Here is a 21,037-nt window from a genome sequence, read left to right as displayed (position 1 = left end):
GCTCTGCATATTGCAGAACACTATTCCGCAGTGATTATCGCCCAGTCAAGGCCGACGATCATGGGAGTTCGGGCTATTGTCTGGACTAGGAGGGCTTGGTACCGTCCGGGGTCATGACTGCTCCCGCGACGGCGTCGCTCCCGCCCTCCCGGTACATCGCGACCAACCCGACGACCGCCGACGGTTGGCGGCTCGAGAGGGTCACGACGCCGAGCCGGTTGTTCGGCGCGAACGGGTTGCGGACCGGTCCCGACGGGCGCATCTACGTCGCTCAGGTGACGGGCAGTCAGATCAGCGCCTTGGATCTTGCCGACGGCGGTGTCGAGGCCGTCAGCCCGAAGGGCAGCGAAATCATCGCGCCCGATGACGTCGCGTTCGACAGCGCAGGCAACCTGTACGCGACCGAGGTGATGGAAGGACGGGTGAGCGTGCGTGACGCCGGCGGCGCGGCCCGGGTGCTGCGCGATGACCTTCCCTGCGCCAACGGCATCACCGTCCATCAGGACCGGCTGTTCATCAACGAGTGCCGCGACGGCGGTCGGCTGATGGAGCTCAACCGGGCGACCGGCGCAGCGCGCATCCTGCTGGAGGATCTGCCGTCGCCGAACGCGATGGAGGTCGGGCCCGACGGAATGCTGTATTACCCGCTGATGACGGCCAACGAGATCTGGCGCATCGATCCGCAAGGCGGTGAGCCGCAACGGGTTACCGGCGATCTCGGTGTGCCGGATGCGGTCAAGTTCGATCCGCAGGGCTACCTGGTATCGACACAGGTGGCCAGCGGGCAAGTGTTTCGCATTGACCCGCGCAGCGGCGACAAAACCCTGCTCGCACAGCTTAATCCGGGACTGGACAACCTGACCTTCGTCGGCGACCGCCTGTTCGTCTCCAACTTCACCGGGGAGATCACCGAGATCCTTACCGGTGGCGGTACACGCACCGCGCTGCCCGGCGGGTTGAACTGGCCGCTGGACCTGGTCGTCGGCGACGACGGTCGGCTGTACGTGGCCGACGGCACCTACTTCTACGTCGTAGGCGCCGACGGCGCGCTGGAAACCGTCGGAATGCTGTTCACGCCAGGCTATCCGGGGTTCCTGCGTGGGTTGGCCCCAGCGGGCCCGGGCGCCTTCATAGTGGCGACGTCGGGTGGGCAGATCGCCCGCTACCGGCCGGGTGATGGCGAAACCGACTATCTCGCAGATGGTTTCGATCAACTCTACGGTGTCGCTGTCGGGCCCGGGGACACCATCGTGTTCGCCGAACTCGGCACCGGAAGCGTGCACGCGCTGCGGTCGGGCAACGTCGAACTGCTGGCCTCCGGGCTGCAGGATCCGGTCGGCGTGGCGTTCGGGTCCGACGGTGTGCCGCTGGTGGCGGAGTCGGGCACCGGGCGCATCGTGCGGCTGGCCGGATCCACCGAAACCGTCGTCGACGGGCTGCAGCGACCGCAGGGCATCCACGTCTCCGGTGATCAGCTGTACATCGTCGATGCGGGCGCGAAGGAGGTCATCGCGGTCGGGCTGACTAGCGGAGAGCGGCGCACCATCGCCGCCGGTCTGCCCGTCGGGCCACCGCCCGGCGTGAATCCCAAGCCGCTCAAGGGAATGCCACCATTCTCCGGGCCTCAGGGTCCGTTCGCCGGCATCACCGAGGGCCGTGACGGCACCCTCTATGTGGCGGCCGACGGTGACGGCAGCGTGTTGGCGTTGCGACGGACATGACATGACCGTCAGCCCGGCCGACCACCGGTACCTTCAGGTGGCGCGCACCCTGCGCAAGGAGATCGTGGACGGGGTCTATCCCGTCGGCTCCCAGCTGCCCACGGAACAGCAGCTGTGCGAACGTTTCGAGGTCTCCCGCTACACCATTCGCGAGGCGCTGCGACGGCTCCGTGACGACAATCTCGTCGCATCGCGCCCGCGTGCGGGCACGCTGGTCGTCCCGCGGCCGGAGACCAACAGCTATGCCCAGGACGTGATGTCGATCAACGATCTGCTCGCGTTCGCCTCGGGCGCCCAGCTCACGATCGAGAGCAACGCGACCGTGATCGTCGACGAACAGCTCGCCGAGCGCACCGGACTGGCCGCGGGCACCGAATGGCTCGCGGTCCGCGGCTACCGCGCCGACGGCACCGCCACGCCGGTCTGCACGACGGAGTACTACATCAACCGGGCGTTCGCCGCGGTCGGCCGTCTGCTGCAACGACATTCGGGACCGATCTTCCCGCTGATCGAGGATCTGTTCGGAGTCAGCATCGTCGAGGTCCGCCAGGAGATCTCCGCGATCGCGGTGTCACCCGAGCTGGCGGATGCTCTCAAGGTCGAGGTCGGCACCGCCGCACTGGAGATGCAGCGCACGTACATGACGTCCGACGGTGAGGTCGCGCAGGTCACCGTCAACACCCACCCCTCGTCGCGGTACCGCCACTCGATGACCATGCGCCGGGTCAAGAGACAGGCCGGGCGGTGAGGTCCGACGAGCAGCGCGCCGCCGACGCCTACCGGCGTGGGTTGTGGGTCCGCGAGACGCTGGCCGACACGCTCAGGGACGCCGCCCATACGACGCCCGACCGAATCATGGTGGTGGACGGCGACATTCGGCTCGACTGCAAGACACTGCACGAGCAGGCCACCGCGCTGGCGCAGACCCTGTCGGCGCGGATGCCCGCGGGAAGCGTGGTGTCGTTCATGCTGCCCAACTGGCATGAGGCGGCCGTCATCTATCTCGGCGCGACGCTGGCGGGCATGGTGGTCAACCCGATCCTGCCGTCGCTGCGGGACCGCGAGCTCGCGTTCATCCTCGCGGATGCCGACAGCCGGGCGATCTTCATCCCGTCGACGTTCGGCAATCACGATTACGCGGCCATGCTGGACCGGGTGACCGCGCCGATGACCTCACCTCCGGAAGTCATCGTCGTCCGCGGCGAAGGCCACACCCCATATCCATCGTTGTTCGACCTCGACGGCACCGCGGTGCTGCCGGTGCTCAACCCCGACACCGTGCGCATGATCCTCTACACCTCGGGCACCACGGGGCGGCCCAAGGGTGTTCTGCACACCCATAATTCGATACACGCGCTCATTCGGCAGATCGGCGAGCACTGGCGGGTGGCCGACGGCGACACCTTCCTCGTCCCGTCACCGATCGCACACATCGGCGGCTCGATCTACGCGTTCGAGTGCCCGCTGCTGCTCGGCACCACCGCGGTCCTGATGGAACGCTGGGATCCCGACCGAGCGGTGTCACTCATGCAAGCGGAACACTGCACCCACATGGCTGGCGCCACACCGTTTCTCGACGGTCTTCTCGGCGCCGCCGAACGCGCCGGTACCCGCCTGCCGGATCTGAAGGTGTTCATCTGCGGTGGCGCATCGGTGCCGCCGTCGCTGATCCGCAGGGCGGCCGACTATTTCGACAAGGCGGCGGTAACAAGGGTCTACGGATCGACGGAGGTGCCCGTCACCACCGTCGGATCCTTCGACACCGTCGACCACGCCGCGGACACCGACGGCCGCGCAGGTATCGCCGACATCAAGCTCGTCGACGGCGAAATCTGTGCCCGCGGACCACAGATGCTCGTCGGCTATCTCCGTCCCGAGGACGAGACGGCGGCATTCGACGACGAGGGCTACTTCCGCACCGGCGATCTGGCCCGCTGGGTCGACGACGGCTACGTCGTGGTCACCGGCCGCGCCAAGGACATCATCATCCGCAACGGCGAGAACATCTCGCCCAAGGAGGTCGAAGACCTTCTCGTCGGGCGGGCGGGCATCGCGGAGATCGCGGTCGTCGGCGTTCCCGATGAGCGCACCGGTGAACGTGCGTGCGCGGTCATCGTGACCGCCGACCAACGTGCGCCCGATCTGGACGACCTGGCCGAACTACTGATCGGCGAGGGTCTGGCCAAGTTCAAAATCCCTGAGCAGATCGTCATTTGGGACGCACTGCCGAAGAACGACGCGGGCAAGGTGTTGAAGCACCAGATCCGGGCGACGCTGACAGCCGGGAAGAACTGAGGTGGTTTGAGATGCAGGTTGCGATCGTGACGGGAGCCAGCAGCGGCATCGGCTTCGGCTGCGCCACCAAGCTCGCGGAGCAGGGCATGGCGGTGCTCGGGACCGGACGCGACGAAGCCAGACTCGCGGACCTCAAGGCGCGTGACCCCGAGCACATCGAGACGCTGGCCGTCGACCTTACGGCTGACGATGGGCCCCGCCGGATCGTCGACACGGCGATCGAGCGGTGGGGCCGTATCGATTTCCTCATCAACAACGCCGGGGTGGGCAGCCCGAAGCCGCTACACGAGACCGACGACGAATCGCTGGATTACTTCCTCGGTTTGATGCTGCGTGCCCCGTTCCGATTGGCGCGTGAGGCGATCACACACATGAAGTCGGGGTCGGCGATCATCAACATCACCTCGACGTTCGCGGTGGTCGGTGGACTGCGCGGTGGCGCGTATTCCGCGGCCAAAGGCGGGTTGACCTCACTCACCAGGCACATCGCCTGCCAGTACGGACCGCAGGGCATCCGGTGCAACGCCGTCGCGCCAGGGGTGACCCTGACGCCGATGGTGGCGACGCGGCTCGAGGATCCGAGGTTCCGCAAGATCAACACCGAGATGACGCCATACCCGCGCCTGGGCGAGGTCGACGACATCGCCAGCACGGTCGCATTCCTGTGCTCGGACGGTGCGAGCTTCATCAACGGCCAGGAGATCGTCGTCGACGGCGGTTGGACGTCGACCAAGTACCTCTCGGACTTCGCACTGAACGCCGATTGGGTCGAGCGGCAGTGAACCTGTTCTCTCTTCTAGACCAGACCGCCGCGCGTTTCGGCGACCGCGGTGCGGTGTTCTGCGGTGAGCGCCAACTGCATACGTGGAGCGAACTGCGCGATCGAGCTCTGCGGATCGCGGCCACCCTCGGGGCACCTGGCACCCGCATCGCGATTGCCAGCGAGAACCGTCCCGAAATCGTCGAGTTGATGTTCGCGGTATGGGCCGCCGAGTGCGTCGTCGTCCCAATCAACTACAAGCTGCACCCACGCGAGATGGTCCAGATCCTCGACGACGCAGGCGCCGCGCAGGTGTTCGCGTCGGCCAAGATCGGTGCGGAACTGTCGTCCATCACGCAGGTTCCTGTCGAAACGGTTGATTCACAGCCCTATTCGACGCGTCTGACCCAACCGCCGGTGAATCCGCCCCGCGTCACCGACCCCGCGGCCCTCGCGTGGCTGTTCTACACCAGCGGCACCACCGGCCGCTCCAAGGGCGCGATGCTCAGCCACCGCAACCTCATCGCGATGACGGTGTCGCACCTGGCGGATTTCGATTCGCCGGACCACAACTCCAGCCTGGTACACGGTGCGCCGATGTCCCACGGCTCGGGCCTCTACATCCCGCCCTACGTGTTACGCGGTGCGCGGCAGGTGATTCCGGAGTCCGCGGCGTTCGAACCGGACGAGTTCCTCGACCTCTGCGAGCACCATCCTGGTTGCAGCGCCTTCCTCGCGCCCACCATGGTGCAGCGGCTCGTCCAGACCGGACGTTCACGGCCGGCCAACCTGCGCACCATCGTGTACGGCGGCGGCCCGATGTACGTCGAGAGCCTGAAGAAAGCGATGGCGGCGTTCGGAAACATTTTCGTCCAGCTCTACGGTCAGGGCGAGGCGCCGATGACGATCACCGGGCTGCGCAGGGCCGATCATGTCGACGCCGACGACGCGATTCTCGGTTCGGTCGGCTATGCCCGCTCCGGCGTGGACGTCGCCGTGCTGCGCGACGACGATACCCTAACGGCGCCGGGCGAGATCGGTGAAATCGTCTGTCGCGGAGACGTTGTCATGAGTGGCTACTGGAACAATCCCGAGGCCACCAAGAAAACCCTTCAGGACGGCTGGTTGCGCACCGGTGATATGGGCTCGTTCGACGAGCGCGGCTTCCTCACGTTGCGGGACCGCTCCAAGGACGTCGTGATCAGCGGTGGAAGCAACATCTACCCGCGCGAGGTCGAGGAGATCCTGCTCGAACATCCGGGCGTCGAGGAGGCGGGCGTGGTCGGGGCGCCCGACGAGGAATGGGGCGAGGTCGTCGTCGCGTTCATCGTCGGCAAGGCCTCGCCGGCCGAGCTCGACGCTCACCTGCTCGAACGCATCGCGCGGTTCAAGCGGCCCAAACGCTATGAGTACATCGACGAGCTGCCGAAGAACAGCTACGGCAAGGTGCTCAAGCGTGAGTTGCGCGAACGCTTGGTCTAAACGGACATTGCCGACATACGTCCTTCGACCGAGAATGAAATGAGGGCTGTTGCCGCCGGTAACGACCATGGTGTCAATCTCGACCATAGGAAGCCAGACCCGGCATCCCTAGGATGAACACATGCGCGTCGTCATCGCCGGTGGACACGGAAAGATCGCCCTTATCCTGGAACGGCTGCTCTCACAACGCGGCGATACGCCGGTCGGCCTGATCAGGAACCCCGACCATGTCGCGGACCTGGAGGCGGCGGGTGCTGTACCGGTGGTCATCGACCTGGAGGACGCATCCGTCGACGACGTCGCGGGACATGTGCGAGGGGCCGACGCGGTCGTGTTCGCGGCCGGAGCGGGCCCGGGCAGCGGCGCGGCGCGCAAACAGACGGTCGACTGCGACGCCGCGATTCTGCTCGCCGACGCCGCCGAGGCTGCCGGCGTGCGACGATACGTGATGATCTCGGCGATCGGGGCCGACGTCGAGGCGCCCGACGACATCGGCGACCCGGTCTTCGTCGCATACCTGCGCGCGAAAGGCGCCGCCGACGACGCGATTCGGACGCGAGATGCGCTCGACGCCACCGTCGTGCGCCCCGGACATCTGACGAACGACCCCGGCACCGGCCGAGTGGAGCTTTCCGACCAGACCGGACGCGGTGACATCCCACGCGAGGACGTCGCCGCAGTACTCGTGGCGGTGCTCGACACACCGGAGACCGCAGGCCGGACGTTCGAGGTGATCGGCGGCGACACCCCGATCATCGAGGCGGTCCGTCGGGTAGTCGCTTAAGACGTCACCACATAAGCCCGCGGACCATCTCCGCCGGCGGAATGTCCTCGAGCGCAATCAGTCCCGCCGGCGCTCGGCACACCCAGTCGATGACGTTGACGACCCGGGCTGCCGTCGACACACAGCCTGCCTCGGTGACGTCCAGGGTCGGGTGTGACAGATGGGTGCTCACCTCAACGCGCGGCTCGCCTTCCACGATCACCTTGTGCACGCCGGAGTGTCCCTCTGTCGGATACTCCCAATCCGGTGCCGCCGCAGGTGTGAGGCGGGTGGTGTGTTCCACGGTGATGACAACCTCACCGTCACGCACACCTTCGGCGGCGAAACGCACCGCCGCCAGCTGACCCGGCTCGACGGTCATCATCTTGCATTCGATGCGCTTGTCGGTGTACCAGGGCTCGTAGCGATCGCGGACCTCGGCGAGCTCGATCCCGAGGTGCCGGGCGAGGTTGCGTACCAGGCCACCGAACATCGCCGCGACCACGCCCGGCTGGAACGCCAGCGCCGGGCCGTCGTCCGGGGTGGTACCGAATCCCATTGCCGCGCCGGTGTATTCGTAGTCATCGTAGTTGCCGTAGTCGAAGACCTCCTGCACGGCCACCGACTCGGCCCTGGTGACCAAGCTCAACGCGGCGAGCACCGCCGTGTCGCCCGAGTACCCGGGATCGATGCCGTTGACGTACAGCGAGGAACCACCGGCCTTGCAGGCCTCCTCGAGCGGACCGCGCAGCCAGTCGTCGGTCTGATGCGGGGTCACCAGCCACACCATGGAGGTACCGACGACGTTGATTCCTGCGGCCAACAGCTTCGACATCTGCTCGAGCGCCTCCATCGGCCGCGTCTCGCCGAGCGCGGTGTACACGACGCAGTCCGGCTTCAGCGCGATCAGCGCGTCGATGTCGTCGGTGGCGATGACGCCGGTCGGCTCGCTCAACCCGCAGAGTTCAGCCGCGTCGCACCCGATCTTGTTCGGACTCGCGGCATGCACACCCACGAGCTCCAGGTCGGGACGCCCGATGATGGCCTTCAGCGAATGCTGTCCAACGTTGCCGGTGGAGAACTGCACCACTCTTCGCATCTAGGGCCTCGATCAATAGTCGGGAATGGGCAAGGGCAAGTTGTTCGATTCGATACCGCCGTCGACATGGAAAATGGCGTTCGTCGCGTAGCAGTCCTTCGTCGACAGGTACACGCAGAGACGACCGAGATCTTCGACGTCGCCGAGGCGGTGCAGCGGAGTCAGCGAGAGCATCGTGTCCAGTGCGCCGGGCATCATGTCGAGGCCACTTTGCAGTCCTTCGGTGGCGAACGAACCCAGTGCGATCGCGTTCACCCGGATCTTCGGTGCCAGCTCCTGCGCCATCGCCCTGGTGAGCGCCTCGAGCCCACCCTTGGCAACGCAATAGGACGTGAGCGCACGAATGCCGAAACGTGCTGACCCCGAGGAGATGTTGACGATGTTGCCGTGCCCGGCGTCGATCATGTGACGCGCGCACAGCTGGCTCATGATGAACGCGGACGTCACACACCAGTCGAACGTGTGCCGGAAGTCCTCGTCGGTGATGTCGAGAAACGATCCGAACGTCGAACCGCCGACGTTGTTGATCAGGATGTCGATACGGCCGAACTTCTCCATCGTCGTATTCACGACGCGTTCGCCGTCGGGCCTGCTTATCGCATCCGCAACCAGCGCCAGGCCCTTGCCCCCGGATTTCTCGATCCCCTCGATCGTCGCGACGATGTCGGATTCCGTGCGGGCGGTTCCAACCACGGTGGCACCCGCCTCGGCCAACACCCTGGCGATGCCCTGCCCGACACCCTTACCCGCGCCCGTGACGATGGCGACCTGACCGTCGAGGTTGAACTGCTCCAGTGCCATAGGAGTCCTCTCCGTCGAGTGCTGATCATCAAACGATACAAACTGACTTAAGTCAATAACTCAGTCGCGGCCGGCCAGTCGGTGGACCGGTACAGTTGCCGTATGGCAGTGGTAGACAAGCCGTCTGCGCGGGAAACCAAGCGCTTGCAGACCCGGGAACGTCTCATGGGCGCTGCGGTCGCCGAGTTCAAACGCGCCGGTATCGCAGCGGCCGACGTCGGCGCCATTGTGGCAGCAGCGGGAGTTGCCCACGGCACCTTCTTCTTTCACTTCCCCACCAAGGAACATGTGCTGCTCGAACTGGAGCAGCGAACAGAGGAGGACATCGCCAAGCAGCTGAGCCGATACCTTTCGACCCAGCGCGATCTCAGGGCGACGCTCGGCGAGGCGGTCCGCCTGGTGATGGGTCTCGAACGTCGTCTGGGCCCGGTCCTCTTCAAGGACTTTCTCGCGCTGCACTTCTCGCAGACCCGGCCGCGGGACGAGAGCGACGAACACCCTGTGATCGTGACGCTCGCCAAGGAGATCGAGCGCGCCCGGGAACGCGGCGACGTCGACGCCAAGGTGAACCCTATGAACAGCGCGGTGTTCTTCCTACTCGGCCTGTATGCGCTGCTGACGACTACCCACGACTGGCCCGGCCAGGCCGCGATGATCGATGACTACGTCACCCGCACGGTGCGCAGCATCGAGGCAAAGTAGCCGATTGACTGCAGAGGCTGATTGACTATAGTCAGTCTGCATGAATCTGCCCACGTTGAATCTGGGCCGTAATCGTGACGCCACACCGCGCGTCAAGCCCTCAGCCAGTGGCTTGGACGAGCACATGGAGGCATCCCGGGCCGCTCAGCGACAGGCGGACAAGTGGCTCATTTCCGGCAGCCTGCTGATCGGTACCGCAGCGCTCGGCATCTTCGGGCTTCCGCTGTTCCTGCGCGGCGTCTGGCTGCTTCGCAAGGCGCAGCGCGAGGGGCTGACGGTCCGGCCGATGCTTGTCACGCTGCTGGGCTACCTCGTCATCATCGATGCCGCGATCAACACCGTCGGCTGGGCGCTGGACCTCGTCGCCAGCCACACCATTCTGGCTCGAATCCTGTTGAACGGCTGGGGCGCAATGTTCGACGCCGGATACTTCTGGCACTACAACGAGCTATGGATCGGCGGGGCCGCGGGACCGGGCGAGAAGGCCATGGAAGTCGGCATGATCCTCACCGTCTTCACCATGCGCATCGCCGCCGGAATCGGCTTCCTGCAGATGAAGCGGTGGGGCCACCAGTGGATGATCGTCACCTGCTGGATGGGCGTACTCATCTGGTGCCTCTACGTGTTCAACATGACGATGTACGCCGACGTGCGCTACGCCGGCGTCATCCTCCCGGTCGTCGGGTGGTGGCTCTACGACATCTTCTACATCACGCCGTTCCTGGCGATCCCGTACCTGCACTCGGTCAACCGCGAGATCTTCTCCGACTAGGGCATCAATGACTCAACTCATTGACTTTGGTCAGTAACTGGGTTACAAAGAGCGGACCATGACGCCTCAGGTCAAGCAGTCGGCGCGCGAGGCACGACGGCTGCAGACGCGAGAACGCATACTCGGCGCGGCGATCGCCGAGTTCAAGCTCGCCGGCATGTCCGGCGCCGACGTCAACGCGATCGCCGCGGCGGCGGGCGTCGCACACGGCACCTTCTTCTTCCACTTCCCGAGCAAGGAGCACGTCCTGCTCGAGTTGGAGAACCGCGAAGAAGCACGGATGGCGGCGGAGTTCGCGCGCTTCCTGGACGACACCCACGACCTGGTGACCACGCTGAACACGGCGGTGCGTCTGGTGACCGGCCTCGAAGAGCGACTCGGTCCGCTGTTGTTCAAAGAGCTCCTCGCACTGCACTTCTCGCCGACGCGGCCCAACAGGGACGACTGGACCGATCACCCGATGATCGTCCTGCTGGTGCGCGAGATCGAGCGCGCCCGCGGCGAAGGCGAGATCCACCCGGAGGTGGACGCCTTCTACAGCGCCGTGTTCTTCCTCCTGGGCGTCTATGGCGTGCTGACAACGATGAGCAATTCCGACACCCGCGACACGATGCTGGCCGAGTTGGTCGCCACCGCCGTACGCGGTCTGGAGATCCGGTAGATCGAGGAGGTCTGACGTGGATTGGGTATGGGAGATCCTCCGGTACGTCGCGGCATGGGGCGGCACCGGTTTGATCATCTGGTTCTGGTACTGGATGTTCTCGAACCTCGGCACGTTCTAGGGACGCGACGTGTCCGAGCTCCCCGACTCACACGCACTCGCTGTCGAGCGCAGTTGCGCCATCACGGCCGTCGCCCTCAGCGGGCAACGACGCGAGGGTGTGCGCCTCGTCAGCGGCGCGCGGCGTGACTTCGGCCTGAGCTCGACGCTCGACTTCGTGCACGTCCCCTACCCACCGCCGGTCCGCGACTGGACCCGTCGCACGCTGACATGCGGTGTGGCGCTGCAATGTTCACCGTCGAAAGATCGGATCGTCCACTACCGGCTGAACGAACTCTCGACGCGGGAGCTGAGCGCGCTGAGCCTCGTTGAAGCAAGCGTCGCCCTTGGGTGGATCGCGGAGAACTGGCCCGGCCTGTTGCCCGAAGTGCGCCGGCTGCTACCCGATCTCGCGGTGGGGCCCAGCGATCTCGGTGCCGAGGAGATGCTCGAGCGTGCCGTCGCACTGGCACGCACATCACAGCCGCTGGTGGTGGATCCGCTGCTCGGCACGCTGCCCCGGGCGTACACCGATCCGCAGGGCATGGCCGACAAACTGCGTCGCACCTTCGGCAGGATGCCCTGGACCTCAACGCAGAAGCGGCTGCCCCGGCCGTACTCGGTGCCCGTCGGCGGAGAGGGCGGTGTGCGCGCCACCAATCTGCCGCCGCCCAGCCGACCTCAGGAGAACGACCTCGACGTCACCCCGGAACATCGCCCCGGTATCCCCTACCCGGAGTGGAACGCGTGGACGGAGAGCTTCATGCCGGACCATGTCGCGGTCCTCGAACGCACCCAGACCAGCGGGCGCACCGGGCCGATACCGGGTTCGTCAGATCTGCGCCGATGGTTCTCCGAGCACACGCATCGGACGATGAGGAACCGGTTGGAGGACGGCTCCGATCTCGACATCGAGCAGTACGTCAGCCACTACGTCGACCTGACCACCGGCGAGGCGGTCGAGCCGCGCATCTTCCGCGATCTCCTGCCCAGCAGTCGCGACGTCACCACCGCGCTGCTGCTCGACGGCAGCTCATCGTTGGGAGTGCACGGCGGCACGATCTTCAAGCTCGAATTGGCTTGCGCGGACGCGCTTTCACAGGCGATGACGCTCGCGCGGGAACGCCACGGCATCTTCGTGTTCACCGGCAACACCCGCCACCGCGTCGAGGTCACCTGCCTGAAGGACTTCGAGGACCGGCGGTTCGTGCCACCCGGCCAACTCGGCCTGGCGGCAGGCGGATACACCAGGCTCGGCGCACCGTTACGCCACCTGACGAGTCGACTGCTTGCCCAACCGTCGGAACGTCGCCTGCTCATCGTGATCGGTGACGGCCTGATCTCCGACGAGGGCTACGAGGGCCGTTACGCGTGGGCGGACGCGGCACATGCCGTCGAGGAGGCCAACGAGGCCGGCGTGCGCATGTACTACGTCGGCGTCGGACCGACCAGGGTCGACCCGCTACCCGAGGTGTTCGGACCCCGGCGCTCCCAACGCATCCGGCGCATCGAGGAACTCCCCCGAGTACTTGCCCATGTGCATCGAGAGTTGGTGGCCGCGTGAGCGAAATCTACTTTTCCAGCGGCAACGAGGTTCAGCTGTTCGAGCAGGCGTTTCGCCAACGGCTGCCCGTGATGCTGACCGGTCCGACGGGCTGCGGCAAGACGCGGCTCGTCGAGCACATGGGCCTGCTGCTGCGACGACCGGTGGTGACGATCAGCTGTCACGACGACCTGACCAGCTCCGATCTGGTCGGACGGTTCATGGTGACCGGCGGCGACGTGGTGTGGACGGACGGGCCACTCACCAGAGCGGTCAAGGCCGGGGCCATCTGCTACCTCGACGAGGTGGTCGAGGCGCGGCACGATTCGCTGGCCATCCTGCACTCGCTGACCGATCACCGTCGCGCCCTCTATCTCGACCGTGCCGGCGAAGTCGTGCATGCCCCCGAGACGTTCATGCTGGTGTGCTCATACAACCCGGCCTACCGCAGCTCGTTGAAAGAACTGAAACCGTCCTTCCGGCAACGCTTCGTCACGCTGCCGATGCGTTACCTGCCGCCCGACCGGGAGGCGGAGGTGATCGTCGCCGAGGCGGGCATCGCGCTGGCGTCCGCTCAGCGACTCGTGCAGTGCGCGACGGCCATCAGAACCGCCGACGAGGCCTTCCACTTCGAACCCCCGTCGACCCGGGTTCTGGTCACCGCTGCACAGCTGATCGCCGCAGGCGCAACGGAATTCGAGGCGGCCGAGGCGTGCATCCTCGCGCCGCTGTCCAGCGACGGAGCCATCTCAGAAGGTTTACGCGAAGTCGCGGCGGCCAGCCTGGCGAACGCCGACAGCTCGAGCACCGCACCGTAGGGAAGGAGTCACGACGTGGACCAGAAGGAACGCAAACGCAAGCGGGCGCTCATCGTCCTGCAGATCGTCATCTACGGCTACCTGCTGGCCATGTTCGGAATCCAGCTGTACATGTCCTTCGTCCGCGGCTGGTGGGAGTTGTGAGTCTGGACGTCCGGGCGGACAGCACCGTCAGCCTCGAAGAGCACCACGAGAAGTCGCGCCTCGCCCAACGCCGAGCCGACAAGTGGATGATCGTCGGCGCAGCACTGATGGGCATGTGGGCACCGGGTATCTTCGGGCTGCCCATCTTCCTGCGCGGGGTGTGGCTGCAGCGACAAGCGGCAAGCGCCGGCCTGTCGATGCGACCCATGATCGTCACCCTGATCGGCTACCTCGTCCTGATCGACGGAATGCTCAACAGCCTCGGCTGGGCGCTGGACCTCGTCGCCAACCACACGTTGATCAACCGCGTGCTGATGGTCGGCTGGGGGGCGATGTTCGACGCCGGATATTTCTGGCACTACAACGAGTTCTGGGTCGGGGGCGCCGCCGGACCGGGCGAGAAGTCGATGGTGTTCGGCATGATCCTCACCGTCTTCGCGATGCGGTGCGCCGCGGCGATCGGGTTCCTGCAGATGAAGCGATGGGGTCACCAATGGATGATCGTCACCTGCTGGATGGGCGTGCTCATCTGGTGCCTCTACGTATTCAACATGACGATGTACGCCGACGTCCGATACGCCGGTGTGGTGTTCCCGGTCATCGGCTGGTGGCTCTACGACATCTTCTACATCACGCCCTTCCTGGCGATCCCGTACCTGCACACGGTCAACCGCGAAATCTTCTCCGACTGAACGGATTCGAGGAGCACTCCTATGACGACAACACCTGAGGCAGCGGAGCAGAAGGCCGAGGACCTGCCCCCTGGCACCACGCCGTACTACGCGCGCATGCACAAGTGGATCAAGCGGGCGGTGTTGGTCTGCCTGGTCGCGCTCGTGATCGAGGGCGCCTTCACGCTTCCGTTCATGGCGGTGTACTACGGGTATCCGACGCTGAGCCTGACCGAGATCTGCAGTGAACTCTTGAAGGTTCGATACTCCGACGACACCCTGGAGTGCAAGGTGCCCTACCCTCCGCTCGGACCGCCCGAGGGGGCTGAGGGCAAAGACACCGCCCAGGACGAATGGGGCATCCAACCGGTGCCGAAGTACCACCGGATCGGCTTCCGCGAACTGGTACGCATTCACGACGAGCGGGTGGCGCGCGAGGCCGCCGAACAGGCCCCGTGACGATGAGGTCGCCGGAGGAGCACGCGGCGAATCTGAACCTTCGCCACGAGGACTTCAACGACAACGACTTTCTGTACGCCGTCTACGCCGTGATGCGGCGGAATGGACCCTTCTCGCATACCGATTCGCCGTTCCTCGCCGCCACCGAAGGCGGCGCGTGGGTGGCCAATCGCTACCAGGAGTGCTACAAGATCCTGCAGGACTGGGAGCACTTCTCCTCCAACCCGGCGCCGGAGGGGGCCGAACGGCTCACGGGCGATCTCGTCATCACCCTCGACCCGCCGCGACAGCAGAAGTTTCGAAAAGTCCTCAACCCCTACTTCTCACCCGCCCGGATGAAGGCCCTGCGGCCGCAGATCCGCACGGAGACCGACCGACTCATCGACACTTTCATCGAGGCGGGCACGGGTGATCTCGCCGAGGTCGCATGGCGGCAGCCGGGCATCGTGTTCTTCAAGTACCTGCTCGGTATGCCCATCGACGACGTCCCGCTGTGTCTCGAGCTGACGGACACCGCGCTGAACGGCGCCACCGAAGACGCCCGGATGGCCGCCTGGGGTGGGCTATACCAGCACATTCACGATGCGGTGTCGGCACGCACCAGCCAACCGCCGCAGGACGACATGATCGACGTCCTGCTCAACGCCGAAATCGACGGCGAGAAGCTGGAGTTCGGCGACGTCGTCGGCAACGCGATGCTGCTGGTGCAGGCAGGACTGGAGACGACGGCAAGCGCAATGTCGTTCGCCTTCCATTACCTCGCAACGCATCCCGACGAGCGCGACCGGCTGATCGCCGAACCGGAGATCCTGCCCAAGGCGGTCGAGGAGTTCATCCGCTTCGGGGGGTCGATCCACGGCATACCGAGGACGGTCGCGCAGGAAGTGGAGCTCGCCGGGCACACCTTCTGCCCCGGTCAATCGGTCATCGTCAACTACGCCTCCGCCAACCGTGACGCCTCGGAGTTCCCGGATCCGGATCGGTGCATCCTCGACCGGCAGGCGAACCGGCACCTCGGATTCGGCGCAGGCGTCCATCGGTGTCTCGGCTCCAACCTGGCGCGCCTCGAGTTCCAAGTCGGCCTGGAACAAGTCTTGGCGCGGATGCCCGACTACACGCTCGCCGGCACGGCGGAATTCCACGGCAACTCCGTCACCCGCGGTTACCGCCGGATCCCGGTGGGCTTCACCCCCGGTGAGCGCTCGACCTGGGCGGCGGCCGGATGACGTATCGCGTCGTGCAATGGACGACCGGCAACGTCGGTAAGAAGTCGGTCCATGCGATCGCGGCGAACTCGACACTGGAACTCGTCGGCTGCTACGCCTGGTCACCGGACAAGGTGGGGCGCGACGTGGGCGAGCTGTGCGGCATCGAACCGCTCGGGGTGACCGCCACCGACGACGTCGACGCATTGCTCGCGCTCAAACCGGACTGCGTCGTCTACAACCCGATGTTCGCGAATGTCGATGAGTTGGAGAGGCTTCTGGGCGCGGGCATCAATGTGGTGACCACGTCGGAGTTCATCACCGGCCACCGGCTCGGATCGGGTCGCGCACGCATCGAGGAGGCCTGCCGTCGTGGCGGTTCGACGATCTTCGGCAGCGGGCTCAACCCGGGTTTCATGCAACTGTTCGCGATCGTCGCGGCCGGGATCTCCGACCGGGTCGACCGGATATCGATCGTGGAGTCCTTCGACACGACCATCTACAACTCCCCCGACACCGAGAAGATCATGGGGTTCGGCTATCCCATCGACCAGCCGGGCCTGCGCGACATCACCGAGAAGGGTTCGGAGATCTTCCGGGAGGCCGTACTGCTGCTCGCCAACGCCCTCGGAGTCGAACTGGACGAAATCCGCTGCGACGCCGAATATGCCCAGACCACCGAGGATCTCGACCTTCCCGGCGGCTGGCACATCGCGAAGGGTTGCGTGGCCGGAATCGATGTGCGCTGGAAGGGCTTCCTCGGCGCGCGTGAGGTCGTCGAGGTGCGCGGGGTCTGGACGAAAGGACAATCCCTTCAGCCGACATGGTCGATGGGTTTCGGATACGACGTGACCATCGAGGGCCGTCCGACGATCAAGACCACGCTGAGCTTCGAGCCACCGCCCGACTTCGTCGGCGAAACCATCGAGGACTACGTCCTGTTGGGGCTCACCATCACCGCCGTTCCGGCGATCACCGCGATACCCGCCGTCGTCGCCGCGCCTCCCGGCATCGCGACCTATAACGACCTACCGCTGCTACTACCCAGGGGTGTCATCAATGCCTGAGAAGACGTATCGGGTCATCCAGTGGATGACGGGCGACGTCGGGCAGGTCGGGGTGCGGCACTTCGCCGACAATCCGACATTCGACCTCGTCGCCGTTCTGGTGCACAGCAAGGACAAGGTCGGCAAGGACGCCGGCGAGATCGCGGGTATCGCGCCGACCGGGGTCGTCACGACCGATGACGTCGAATCGGTCATCGCGATGGATGCCGACTGTGTGTTCTACACGCCGGTGATCATGGACGTCGATACGGTTTGCCGACTGCTGCGCTCGGGCAAGAACGTCGTCACCACAAGCGGCTTCTTCTATCCCACCGAGGATTTTCGCGACGGCGGCGAGCAGATCCGCGCCGCGTGCGCCGACGGTGGGACCTCCTTCCACGGTGGCGGTATCCATCCGGGTTATGCGGGCGACATCCTGCCAATGACCCTTGCGCGTGTGATGAACAGGATCGACCAGATCGTCGTGTACGAGGTCGTGAATGTGCTCACCGATGCGCCGCTGGATCACATCGACTGGATGGGCTTCGGCAAGGACAAGGAGAAATTCCTCACCGAGCCAACGATTCTGGGCCTCGGTGTACCGTTCTTCGCGCAGTCGATGCACATGATCGCCGACGGTCTCGGGGTGAGCATCGACGACGTCACCGCTGCCGACGTGCAGGCGGCCGTCGCCACCGAGGACATTCCGCATGCGTTGGGGGTGATACCTCGCGGGACAGTCGCCGCCCAGCATCACGAGTGGACGGCATGGGTCGATGGCAATCCGCTGATCGTCTTCCACGCCATCTACTTGACGAGCGCGCCCGACAAGATCGACCCGTCGTGGGACTGGGGCAAGACGCGGTACCGGATCGTGATCGAAGGCGATCCACCCACCGAACTCACGCTCGAGGGCATCGATCGGCCCGACGGCACGATGCACCATCCCGGCTACGACTGGACCGCGATGGGGGCCATCAACGCGATCCCCGACGTGTGCGACGCCGAGCCGGGCTGGGTCACCCATTTCGACCTCGGGCTCATCCGCCCCCGCGGGCTGGTGCGGAAATGACCGCGCCCCGGCTGCATCACGTCGTCTTCGCCGTGGCGCCCGAGCGGCACGAGACCGTCGCGCGGATGTTCGCCGAGCTCGGCTTCGCGTTCCAGCCTGCGGAGCTGACCGAGCTCGGTGTCCGCGTGAGCCTGGACTGGGACCGCGGGGTTGAGCTCATCAGCCCGATCCCGGGATCGACGGCCACCGTCGCGGGATCGGTGCAGACCTTTCTCGACGAGAAGGGTGACGGGATCTACACCGTCGTGCTGCAGGTTCCCGACGCCTCGGACGCGGAATCCGTCGCCGAGAAGTTCGGCGCAGCAATACGATTCCGCCAAAAGCTGGCCGGCGACGGCACACACCTGGAAGAGATCGACCTGTCGGTGCTCGGCCTGCCGCTGACCCTACTGGACACCAACGTGCCATGACTGTCGACGCCGCCAAACCCAGTGTGTTCGACGCGGACCTGCCCACCCTGCAGTACGACGTCACCGACACGCCGCAGGAGATCTATCCCCAGTTCCGCGCGGCGCAGGAGGCCGCCCCCATCGCGCTGGGACCGATCGGCCCCGAGGTGCTCTCGTACGAACTGGCCCGCACCGTGCTTCGGGACCCGCGGTTCGTCGTGCCCAAGGGCATCCATCTCTCCGCCCACGGCATCACGTCAGGGCCGTTGTGGGACAGGGTGACTCGCAGCATCTTGAACATGGAGGGCGATGAGCATCGCCGGCTGCGCGGGTTGGTGTCACGCGCGTTCACGCCGCGCGCGACCGCGCGGATGCACGACACCATCCACACGGTGGTCAACGAGCTCATCGATGCGGTGGCCGACGCGGGCGGCTGTGAGTTCGTCGCGGATATCGCCCGCCCGTACCCCATTCCGGTCATCTGCGCGCTGCTCGGGGCGCCGCGTGAGGACTGGCGGCAGTTCTCCCGATGGGCCGATGACATCTTCAAGATCGTCAGCTTCGATTGCAACCTGGCAGAGGAGGAGCCCGTCGTCCTGAAGGCGTGGGACGAATTCGACTCCTACATCGACGATATGGTTGCGGTTAGGAGACAGAGCCTGACCGACGATCTGCTCTCCGAGCTCATTCGGATCGAGGACGCCGGCGATCGGCTCGACACAGGTGAGTTGCGGATGCTGGCCTTCAGCATTCTGGTGGCGGGCACCGATACGACGCGAAGCCAACTGGCCGCCTCGATGCAGGTGTTCTGCGATCACCCGGAACAGTGGTCGCTATTGCGGGAGAGGCCGGAGTTGGCGATGCGCGCCGTCGAGGAGACGATGCGCCACTCGCCGTCCATGTGCAGCACGGTGCGCAGCGCCGCCGAGGATGTCGTGATCGACGACTACACATTTCCCAAAGACACGTTCATCATCGTGAATACCTATGCGGCCAACCGTGATAGCGCGATCTACGACGATCCGACACGCTTCGACATCACGCGTGACGACCCGCCACCGATCCTGACCTTCGGCGGCGGGGTGCACTATTGCCTGGGCGCCAACCTGGCGCGGCTGGAACTCGCCGAGGCGCTGAAGATCCTCTCCCAGCGTCTGCCCAACCCGTCGCGCACCGAATCGGTGCCATGGAAGCCGCTGCTGGGTCTCAGCGGGCCGACGAGCCTGCGGATACAGTTCGGCTGATGGCGTACAAGATCGATCCGGACGTGCTGGGCAGGGTGGCCAAGCAGGTTGTGGGGCTGCCGCTGGAGAACGGTGAGCTGATCACCCGCGCCGTCGAGGCGCTGGCCGACGAGTATCCCGATCTCATCGATGCCACGCCAGGACGGTGGGTGGGCAGCAAAGCGGGTGGCATCCTCGGCAAGGTCAGGTTCCTCTACTTCAGCCCACGTGAGTACCTCGTGATCTTCGGCACACCCACTGGCACCCAAGGCTTTTCGGGTCGCTACAAGCACGTCGACGTGCACAAGTTTCTGATCGCCGGCCAAATCGACTGGTATGACATCGAATCGGACGATCTCACCGCCTCGACGCTGTTGCCCGGTGAGCACGCACACATGGCGCGGGGGCAGGCTCGCGGCATGACCATTCATCCCGGCTCGTGGCACATCGAGTACGGCCGCGGCGCGGTGGCCACCACCCTGCCGTTCGCGATGGTGGACACGCTGCTGGTATCGCTGGAATTCGAATCGGTGCGCCGCTCGACGGCGGAGTTCGCGAAACTGGTGCGGCGGCGCCGGTAATCACCACTGCACGAGCAGACGTGAACACCCCCAAATATGCCCAAATCTAGGGGTGTTCACGTCTGCTCGCGTGTAAACGGGTGGGTCAGGCTGGGGCGAACACGGCCTGGAAGCGGTCCAACGACTCCCGGAAATCGCTCTTCAGCGCGCCGGCGACCACCATCCCGATGGGTCCGAACAACGCAGGGCCGCCGAGGTGCACGTCGAAGGTGACGCTCGACCCCGCGTCGACCTTCTTGGAGGGCCGCACCTTGCCGATGAGCTTGACCTTGACGCCGCCCTCGCCCTTGCCATCGAGGGTGATTGTCTCGGGCGGCTTGAAGTGGACGATGGTCCACTTGACCCGCACGGGCATGCCCTTGACTTCGACGATCGACTCGATGGCCGTGCCCTTCTCAAGGGTTTCTGGCAGCTTGCTCCGCCACACCTTGTGGACGGTCAGCCACTCCTTGTAGCGGGGCAGATCAGACGCGGATTCCCACGCCTTCTCCGGCGGAAGAGGAACGTCGACGGAGACGGAAAGTTTTGCCATAGGTGTTTCTAGGGGGTCTGCGGGTTGTTCTTGTCGACCGCCTTCTTGGCGGCCTCCTGCACCTTGTCGATGTGCTGGGCGTATTTGCCCTGCGTCTTCTCGTCGACGATGTCACCGGCCTTGTCGATCGCGGTGTCCACCTTGTCGGCATTCTTGGCCAGCAGATTCTTCACCTTGTCGAGGATTGCCATGCGACCAG

24 protein-coding genes are annotated in these 21,037 nt (G+C 65.4%); 20 read left to right on the top strand and 4 right to left on the bottom strand.

The window, feature by feature from the left end; translation table 11 throughout:
• Positions 1-113 precede the first annotated feature (113 nt).
• The 6 genes from G6N43_RS07550 to G6N43_RS07525 all read left to right on the top strand — a co-directional run bounded on the left by G6N43_RS07550 (position 114) and on the right by G6N43_RS07525 (position 7,042).
• On the top strand, positions 114-1,721 hold the full coding sequence (locus G6N43_RS07550; RefSeq protein WP_083149104.1) for an SMP-30/gluconolactonase/LRE family protein: 1,608 nt from the start codon (positions 114-116) through the stop codon (positions 1,719-1,721).
• Position 1,722: 1 nt separating this feature from the next.
• A complete protein-coding gene (locus G6N43_RS07545) occupies positions 1,723-2,469 on the top strand; it encodes a GntR family transcriptional regulator (protein WP_083149105.1) in 747 nt (248 codons plus the stop codon).
• A complete protein-coding gene (locus G6N43_RS07540; protein WP_083149106.1) occupies positions 2,466-4,016 on the top strand; it encodes an AMP-binding protein in 1,551 nt (516 codons plus the stop codon). The genes G6N43_RS07545 and G6N43_RS07540 overlap by 4 nt, the downstream gene beginning before the upstream one ends.
• A gap of 11 nt (positions 4,017-4,027) precedes the next feature.
• Positions 4,028-4,798: an SDR family NAD(P)-dependent oxidoreductase gene (locus G6N43_RS07535; RefSeq protein ID WP_083149107.1), complete on the top strand. Its 771-nt coding sequence runs from the start codon at positions 4,028-4,030 to the stop codon at positions 4,796-4,798.
• Positions 4,795-6,258, top strand: coding sequence for an acyl-CoA synthetase (locus G6N43_RS07530; protein ID WP_083149108.1), 1,464 nt, complete (start codon positions 4,795-4,797; stop codon positions 6,256-6,258). Before G6N43_RS07535 ends, G6N43_RS07530 begins: the two co-directional genes overlap by 4 nt.
• A gap of 121 nt (positions 6,259-6,379) precedes the next feature.
• Positions 6,380-7,042: an NAD(P)H-binding protein gene (locus G6N43_RS07525; RefSeq protein WP_083149109.1), complete on the top strand. Its 663-nt coding sequence runs from the start codon at positions 6,380-6,382 to the stop codon at positions 7,040-7,042.
• Between the two features lie 4 nt (positions 7,043-7,046).
• On the opposite strand, the gene G6N43_RS07520 is transcribed toward G6N43_RS07525, so the two are convergent.
• Together G6N43_RS07520 and G6N43_RS07515 are read right to left on the bottom strand one after the other, a co-directional pair.
• Entirely contained in the window at positions 7,047-8,120 is a 1,074-nt protein-coding gene (locus G6N43_RS07520; protein WP_083149110.1) for an NAD(P)H-dependent amine dehydrogenase family protein, read from the bottom strand.
• 12 nt (positions 8,121-8,132) lie between these two features.
• Positions 8,133-8,921, bottom strand: coding sequence for an SDR family NAD(P)-dependent oxidoreductase (locus G6N43_RS07515; RefSeq protein ID WP_083149111.1), 789 nt, complete (start codon positions 8,919-8,921; stop codon positions 8,133-8,135).
• Between the two features lie 102 nt (positions 8,922-9,023).
• Between G6N43_RS07515 and G6N43_RS07510 the strand changes: the two genes are divergently transcribed.
• The 14 genes from G6N43_RS07510 to G6N43_RS07450 all read left to right on the top strand — a co-directional run bounded on the left by G6N43_RS07510 (position 9,024) and on the right by G6N43_RS07450 (position 20,306).
• The gene (locus G6N43_RS07510; RefSeq protein WP_083149112.1) at positions 9,024-9,623 is read left to right on the top strand and encodes a TetR/AcrR family transcriptional regulator; all 600 of its coding nucleotides are present in this window, start codon (positions 9,024-9,026) and stop codon (positions 9,621-9,623) included.
• 40 nt (positions 9,624-9,663) lie between these two features.
• Positions 9,664-10,395 (top strand): hypothetical protein, encoded by a 732-nt coding sequence (locus G6N43_RS07505; RefSeq protein ID WP_083149113.1) that lies wholly within the window; start codon positions 9,664-9,666, stop codon positions 10,393-10,395.
• A gap of 58 nt (positions 10,396-10,453) precedes the next feature.
• Positions 10,454-11,056 carry a TetR family transcriptional regulator gene (locus G6N43_RS07500; protein WP_083149114.1) on the top strand — a complete coding sequence of 201 codons (603 nt, stop codon included), beginning with the start codon at positions 10,454-10,456 and terminating at the stop codon, positions 11,054-11,056.
• Positions 11,057-11,186: 130 nt separating this feature from the next.
• Positions 11,187-12,719: a nitric oxide reductase activation protein NorD gene (locus tag G6N43_RS07495; RefSeq protein ID WP_083149115.1), complete on the top strand. Its 1,533-nt coding sequence runs from the start codon at positions 11,187-11,189 to the stop codon at positions 12,717-12,719.
• On the top strand, positions 12,716-13,516 hold the full coding sequence (locus G6N43_RS07490; RefSeq protein WP_083149116.1) for a CbbQ/NirQ/NorQ/GpvN family protein: 801 nt from the start codon (positions 12,716-12,718) through the stop codon (positions 13,514-13,516). Before G6N43_RS07495 ends, G6N43_RS07490 begins: the two co-directional genes overlap by 4 nt.
• A gap of 15 nt (positions 13,517-13,531) precedes the next feature.
• A complete protein-coding gene (locus G6N43_RS30850; protein ID WP_263991929.1) occupies positions 13,532-13,660 on the top strand; it encodes a hypothetical protein in 129 nt (42 codons plus the stop codon).
• The gene (locus G6N43_RS07485; RefSeq protein WP_083149117.1) at positions 13,657-14,352 is read left to right on the top strand and encodes a hypothetical protein; all 696 of its coding nucleotides are present in this window, start codon (positions 13,657-13,659) and stop codon (positions 14,350-14,352) included. Before G6N43_RS30850 ends, G6N43_RS07485 begins: the two co-directional genes overlap by 4 nt.
• 21 nt (positions 14,353-14,373) lie before the next feature.
• Positions 14,374-14,790, top strand: a complete 417-nt coding sequence (locus G6N43_RS07480; protein WP_083149118.1) for a hypothetical protein — start codon at positions 14,374-14,376, stop codon at positions 14,788-14,790.
• A 2-nt stretch (positions 14,791-14,792) separates the two neighbouring features.
• Positions 14,793-16,016, top strand: a complete 1,224-nt coding sequence (locus tag G6N43_RS07475) for a cytochrome P450 (protein ID WP_083149119.1) — start codon at positions 14,793-14,795, stop codon at positions 16,014-16,016.
• Complete coding sequence (locus G6N43_RS07470; protein ID WP_083149120.1) at positions 16,013-17,062, top strand: NAD(P)H-dependent amine dehydrogenase family protein; 1,050 nt, start codon at positions 16,013-16,015, stop codon at positions 17,060-17,062. Before G6N43_RS07475 ends, G6N43_RS07470 begins: the two co-directional genes overlap by 4 nt.
• Entirely contained in the window at positions 17,055-18,113 is a 1,059-nt protein-coding gene (locus G6N43_RS07465) for an NAD(P)H-dependent amine dehydrogenase family protein (protein ID WP_083149121.1), read from the top strand. The genes G6N43_RS07470 and G6N43_RS07465 overlap by 8 nt, the downstream gene beginning before the upstream one ends.
• The gene (locus tag G6N43_RS07460; RefSeq protein WP_083149122.1) at positions 18,110-18,523 is read left to right on the top strand and encodes a VOC family protein; all 414 of its coding nucleotides are present in this window, start codon (positions 18,110-18,112) and stop codon (positions 18,521-18,523) included. The genes G6N43_RS07465 and G6N43_RS07460 overlap by 4 nt, the downstream gene beginning before the upstream one ends.
• Positions 18,520-19,746 carry a cytochrome P450 gene (locus tag G6N43_RS07455; RefSeq protein WP_083149123.1) on the top strand — a complete coding sequence of 409 codons (1,227 nt, stop codon included), beginning with the start codon at positions 18,520-18,522 and terminating at the stop codon, positions 19,744-19,746. Before G6N43_RS07460 ends, G6N43_RS07455 begins: the two co-directional genes overlap by 4 nt.
• Positions 19,746-20,306 carry an isomerase gene (locus G6N43_RS07450; protein WP_083149124.1) on the top strand — a complete coding sequence of 187 codons (561 nt, stop codon included), beginning with the start codon at positions 19,746-19,748 and terminating at the stop codon, positions 20,304-20,306. Before G6N43_RS07455 ends, G6N43_RS07450 begins: the two co-directional genes overlap by 1 nt.
• 85 nt (positions 20,307-20,391) lie before the next feature.
• Here G6N43_RS07450 and G6N43_RS07445 read toward each other — a convergent pair whose 3' ends face one another.
• Positions 20,392-20,838 (bottom strand): type II toxin-antitoxin system Rv0910 family toxin, encoded by a 447-nt coding sequence (locus tag G6N43_RS07445; protein ID WP_083149125.1) that lies wholly within the window; start codon positions 20,836-20,838, stop codon positions 20,392-20,394.
• A gap of 8 nt (positions 20,839-20,846) precedes the next feature.
• The gene (locus tag G6N43_RS07440; protein ID WP_083149126.1) at positions 20,847-21,029 is read right to left on the bottom strand and encodes an antitoxin; all 183 of its coding nucleotides are present in this window, start codon (positions 21,027-21,029) and stop codon (positions 20,847-20,849) included.
• Positions 21,030-21,037 lie beyond the last annotated feature (8 nt).

The sequence above is a fragment of the Mycolicibacterium moriokaense genome (assembly GCF_010726085.1).
GTDB classification, from domain to species: Bacteria; Actinomycetota; Actinomycetes; order Mycobacteriales; family Mycobacteriaceae; genus Mycobacterium; species Mycobacterium moriokaense.
Note: the sequence above shows the minus strand (reverse complement) of the source record. Positions and strands in the feature narration are given on the sequence as shown.

Coding starts and splice junctions, on each gene's coding strand:
- G6N43_RS07535 (WP_083149107.1), top strand. CDS start 4,028: ATGCAGGTTGCGATCGTGACGGGAGCCAGCAGCGGCATCGGCTTCGGC.
- G6N43_RS07470 (WP_083149120.1), top strand. CDS start 16,013: ATGACGTATCGCGTCGTGCAATGGACGACCGGCAACGTCGGTAAGAAG.
- G6N43_RS07445 (WP_083149125.1), bottom strand. CDS start 20,838: ATGGCAAAACTTTCCGTCTCCGTCGACGTTCCTCTTCCGCCGGAGAAG.
- G6N43_RS07480 (WP_083149118.1), top strand. CDS start 14,374: ATGACGACAACACCTGAGGCAGCGGAGCAGAAGGCCGAGGACCTGCCC.
- G6N43_RS07440 (WP_083149126.1), bottom strand. CDS start 21,029: ATGGCAATCCTCGACAAGGTGAAGAATCTGCTGGCCAAGAATGCCGAC.
- G6N43_RS07450 (WP_083149124.1), top strand. CDS start 19,746: ATGGCGTACAAGATCGATCCGGACGTGCTGGGCAGGGTGGCCAAGCAG.
- G6N43_RS07525 (WP_083149109.1), top strand. CDS start 6,380: ATGCGCGTCGTCATCGCCGGTGGACACGGAAAGATCGCCCTTATCCTG.
- G6N43_RS07510 (WP_083149112.1), top strand. CDS start 9,024: ATGGCAGTGGTAGACAAGCCGTCTGCGCGGGAAACCAAGCGCTTGCAG.
- G6N43_RS07515 (WP_083149111.1), bottom strand. CDS start 8,921: ATGGCACTGGAGCAGTTCAACCTCGACGGTCAGGTCGCCATCGTCACG.
- G6N43_RS07550 (WP_083149104.1), top strand. CDS start 114: ATGACTGCTCCCGCGACGGCGTCGCTCCCGCCCTCCCGGTACATCGCG.
- G6N43_RS07460 (WP_083149122.1), top strand. CDS start 18,110: ATGACCGCGCCCCGGCTGCATCACGTCGTCTTCGCCGTGGCGCCCGAG.
- G6N43_RS07545 (WP_083149105.1), top strand. CDS start 1,723: ATGACCGTCAGCCCGGCCGACCACCGGTACCTTCAGGTGGCGCGCACC.
- G6N43_RS07505 (WP_083149113.1), top strand. CDS start 9,664: ATGAATCTGCCCACGTTGAATCTGGGCCGTAATCGTGACGCCACACCG.
- G6N43_RS07455 (WP_083149123.1), top strand. CDS start 18,520: ATGACTGTCGACGCCGCCAAACCCAGTGTGTTCGACGCGGACCTGCCC.
- G6N43_RS07465 (WP_083149121.1), top strand. CDS start 17,055: ATGCCTGAGAAGACGTATCGGGTCATCCAGTGGATGACGGGCGACGTC.
- G6N43_RS07520 (WP_083149110.1), bottom strand. CDS start 8,120: ATGCGAAGAGTGGTGCAGTTCTCCACCGGCAACGTTGGACAGCATTCG.
- G6N43_RS07500 (WP_083149114.1), top strand. CDS start 10,454: ATGACGCCTCAGGTCAAGCAGTCGGCGCGCGAGGCACGACGGCTGCAG.
- G6N43_RS07475 (WP_083149119.1), top strand. CDS start 14,793: ATGAGGTCGCCGGAGGAGCACGCGGCGAATCTGAACCTTCGCCACGAG.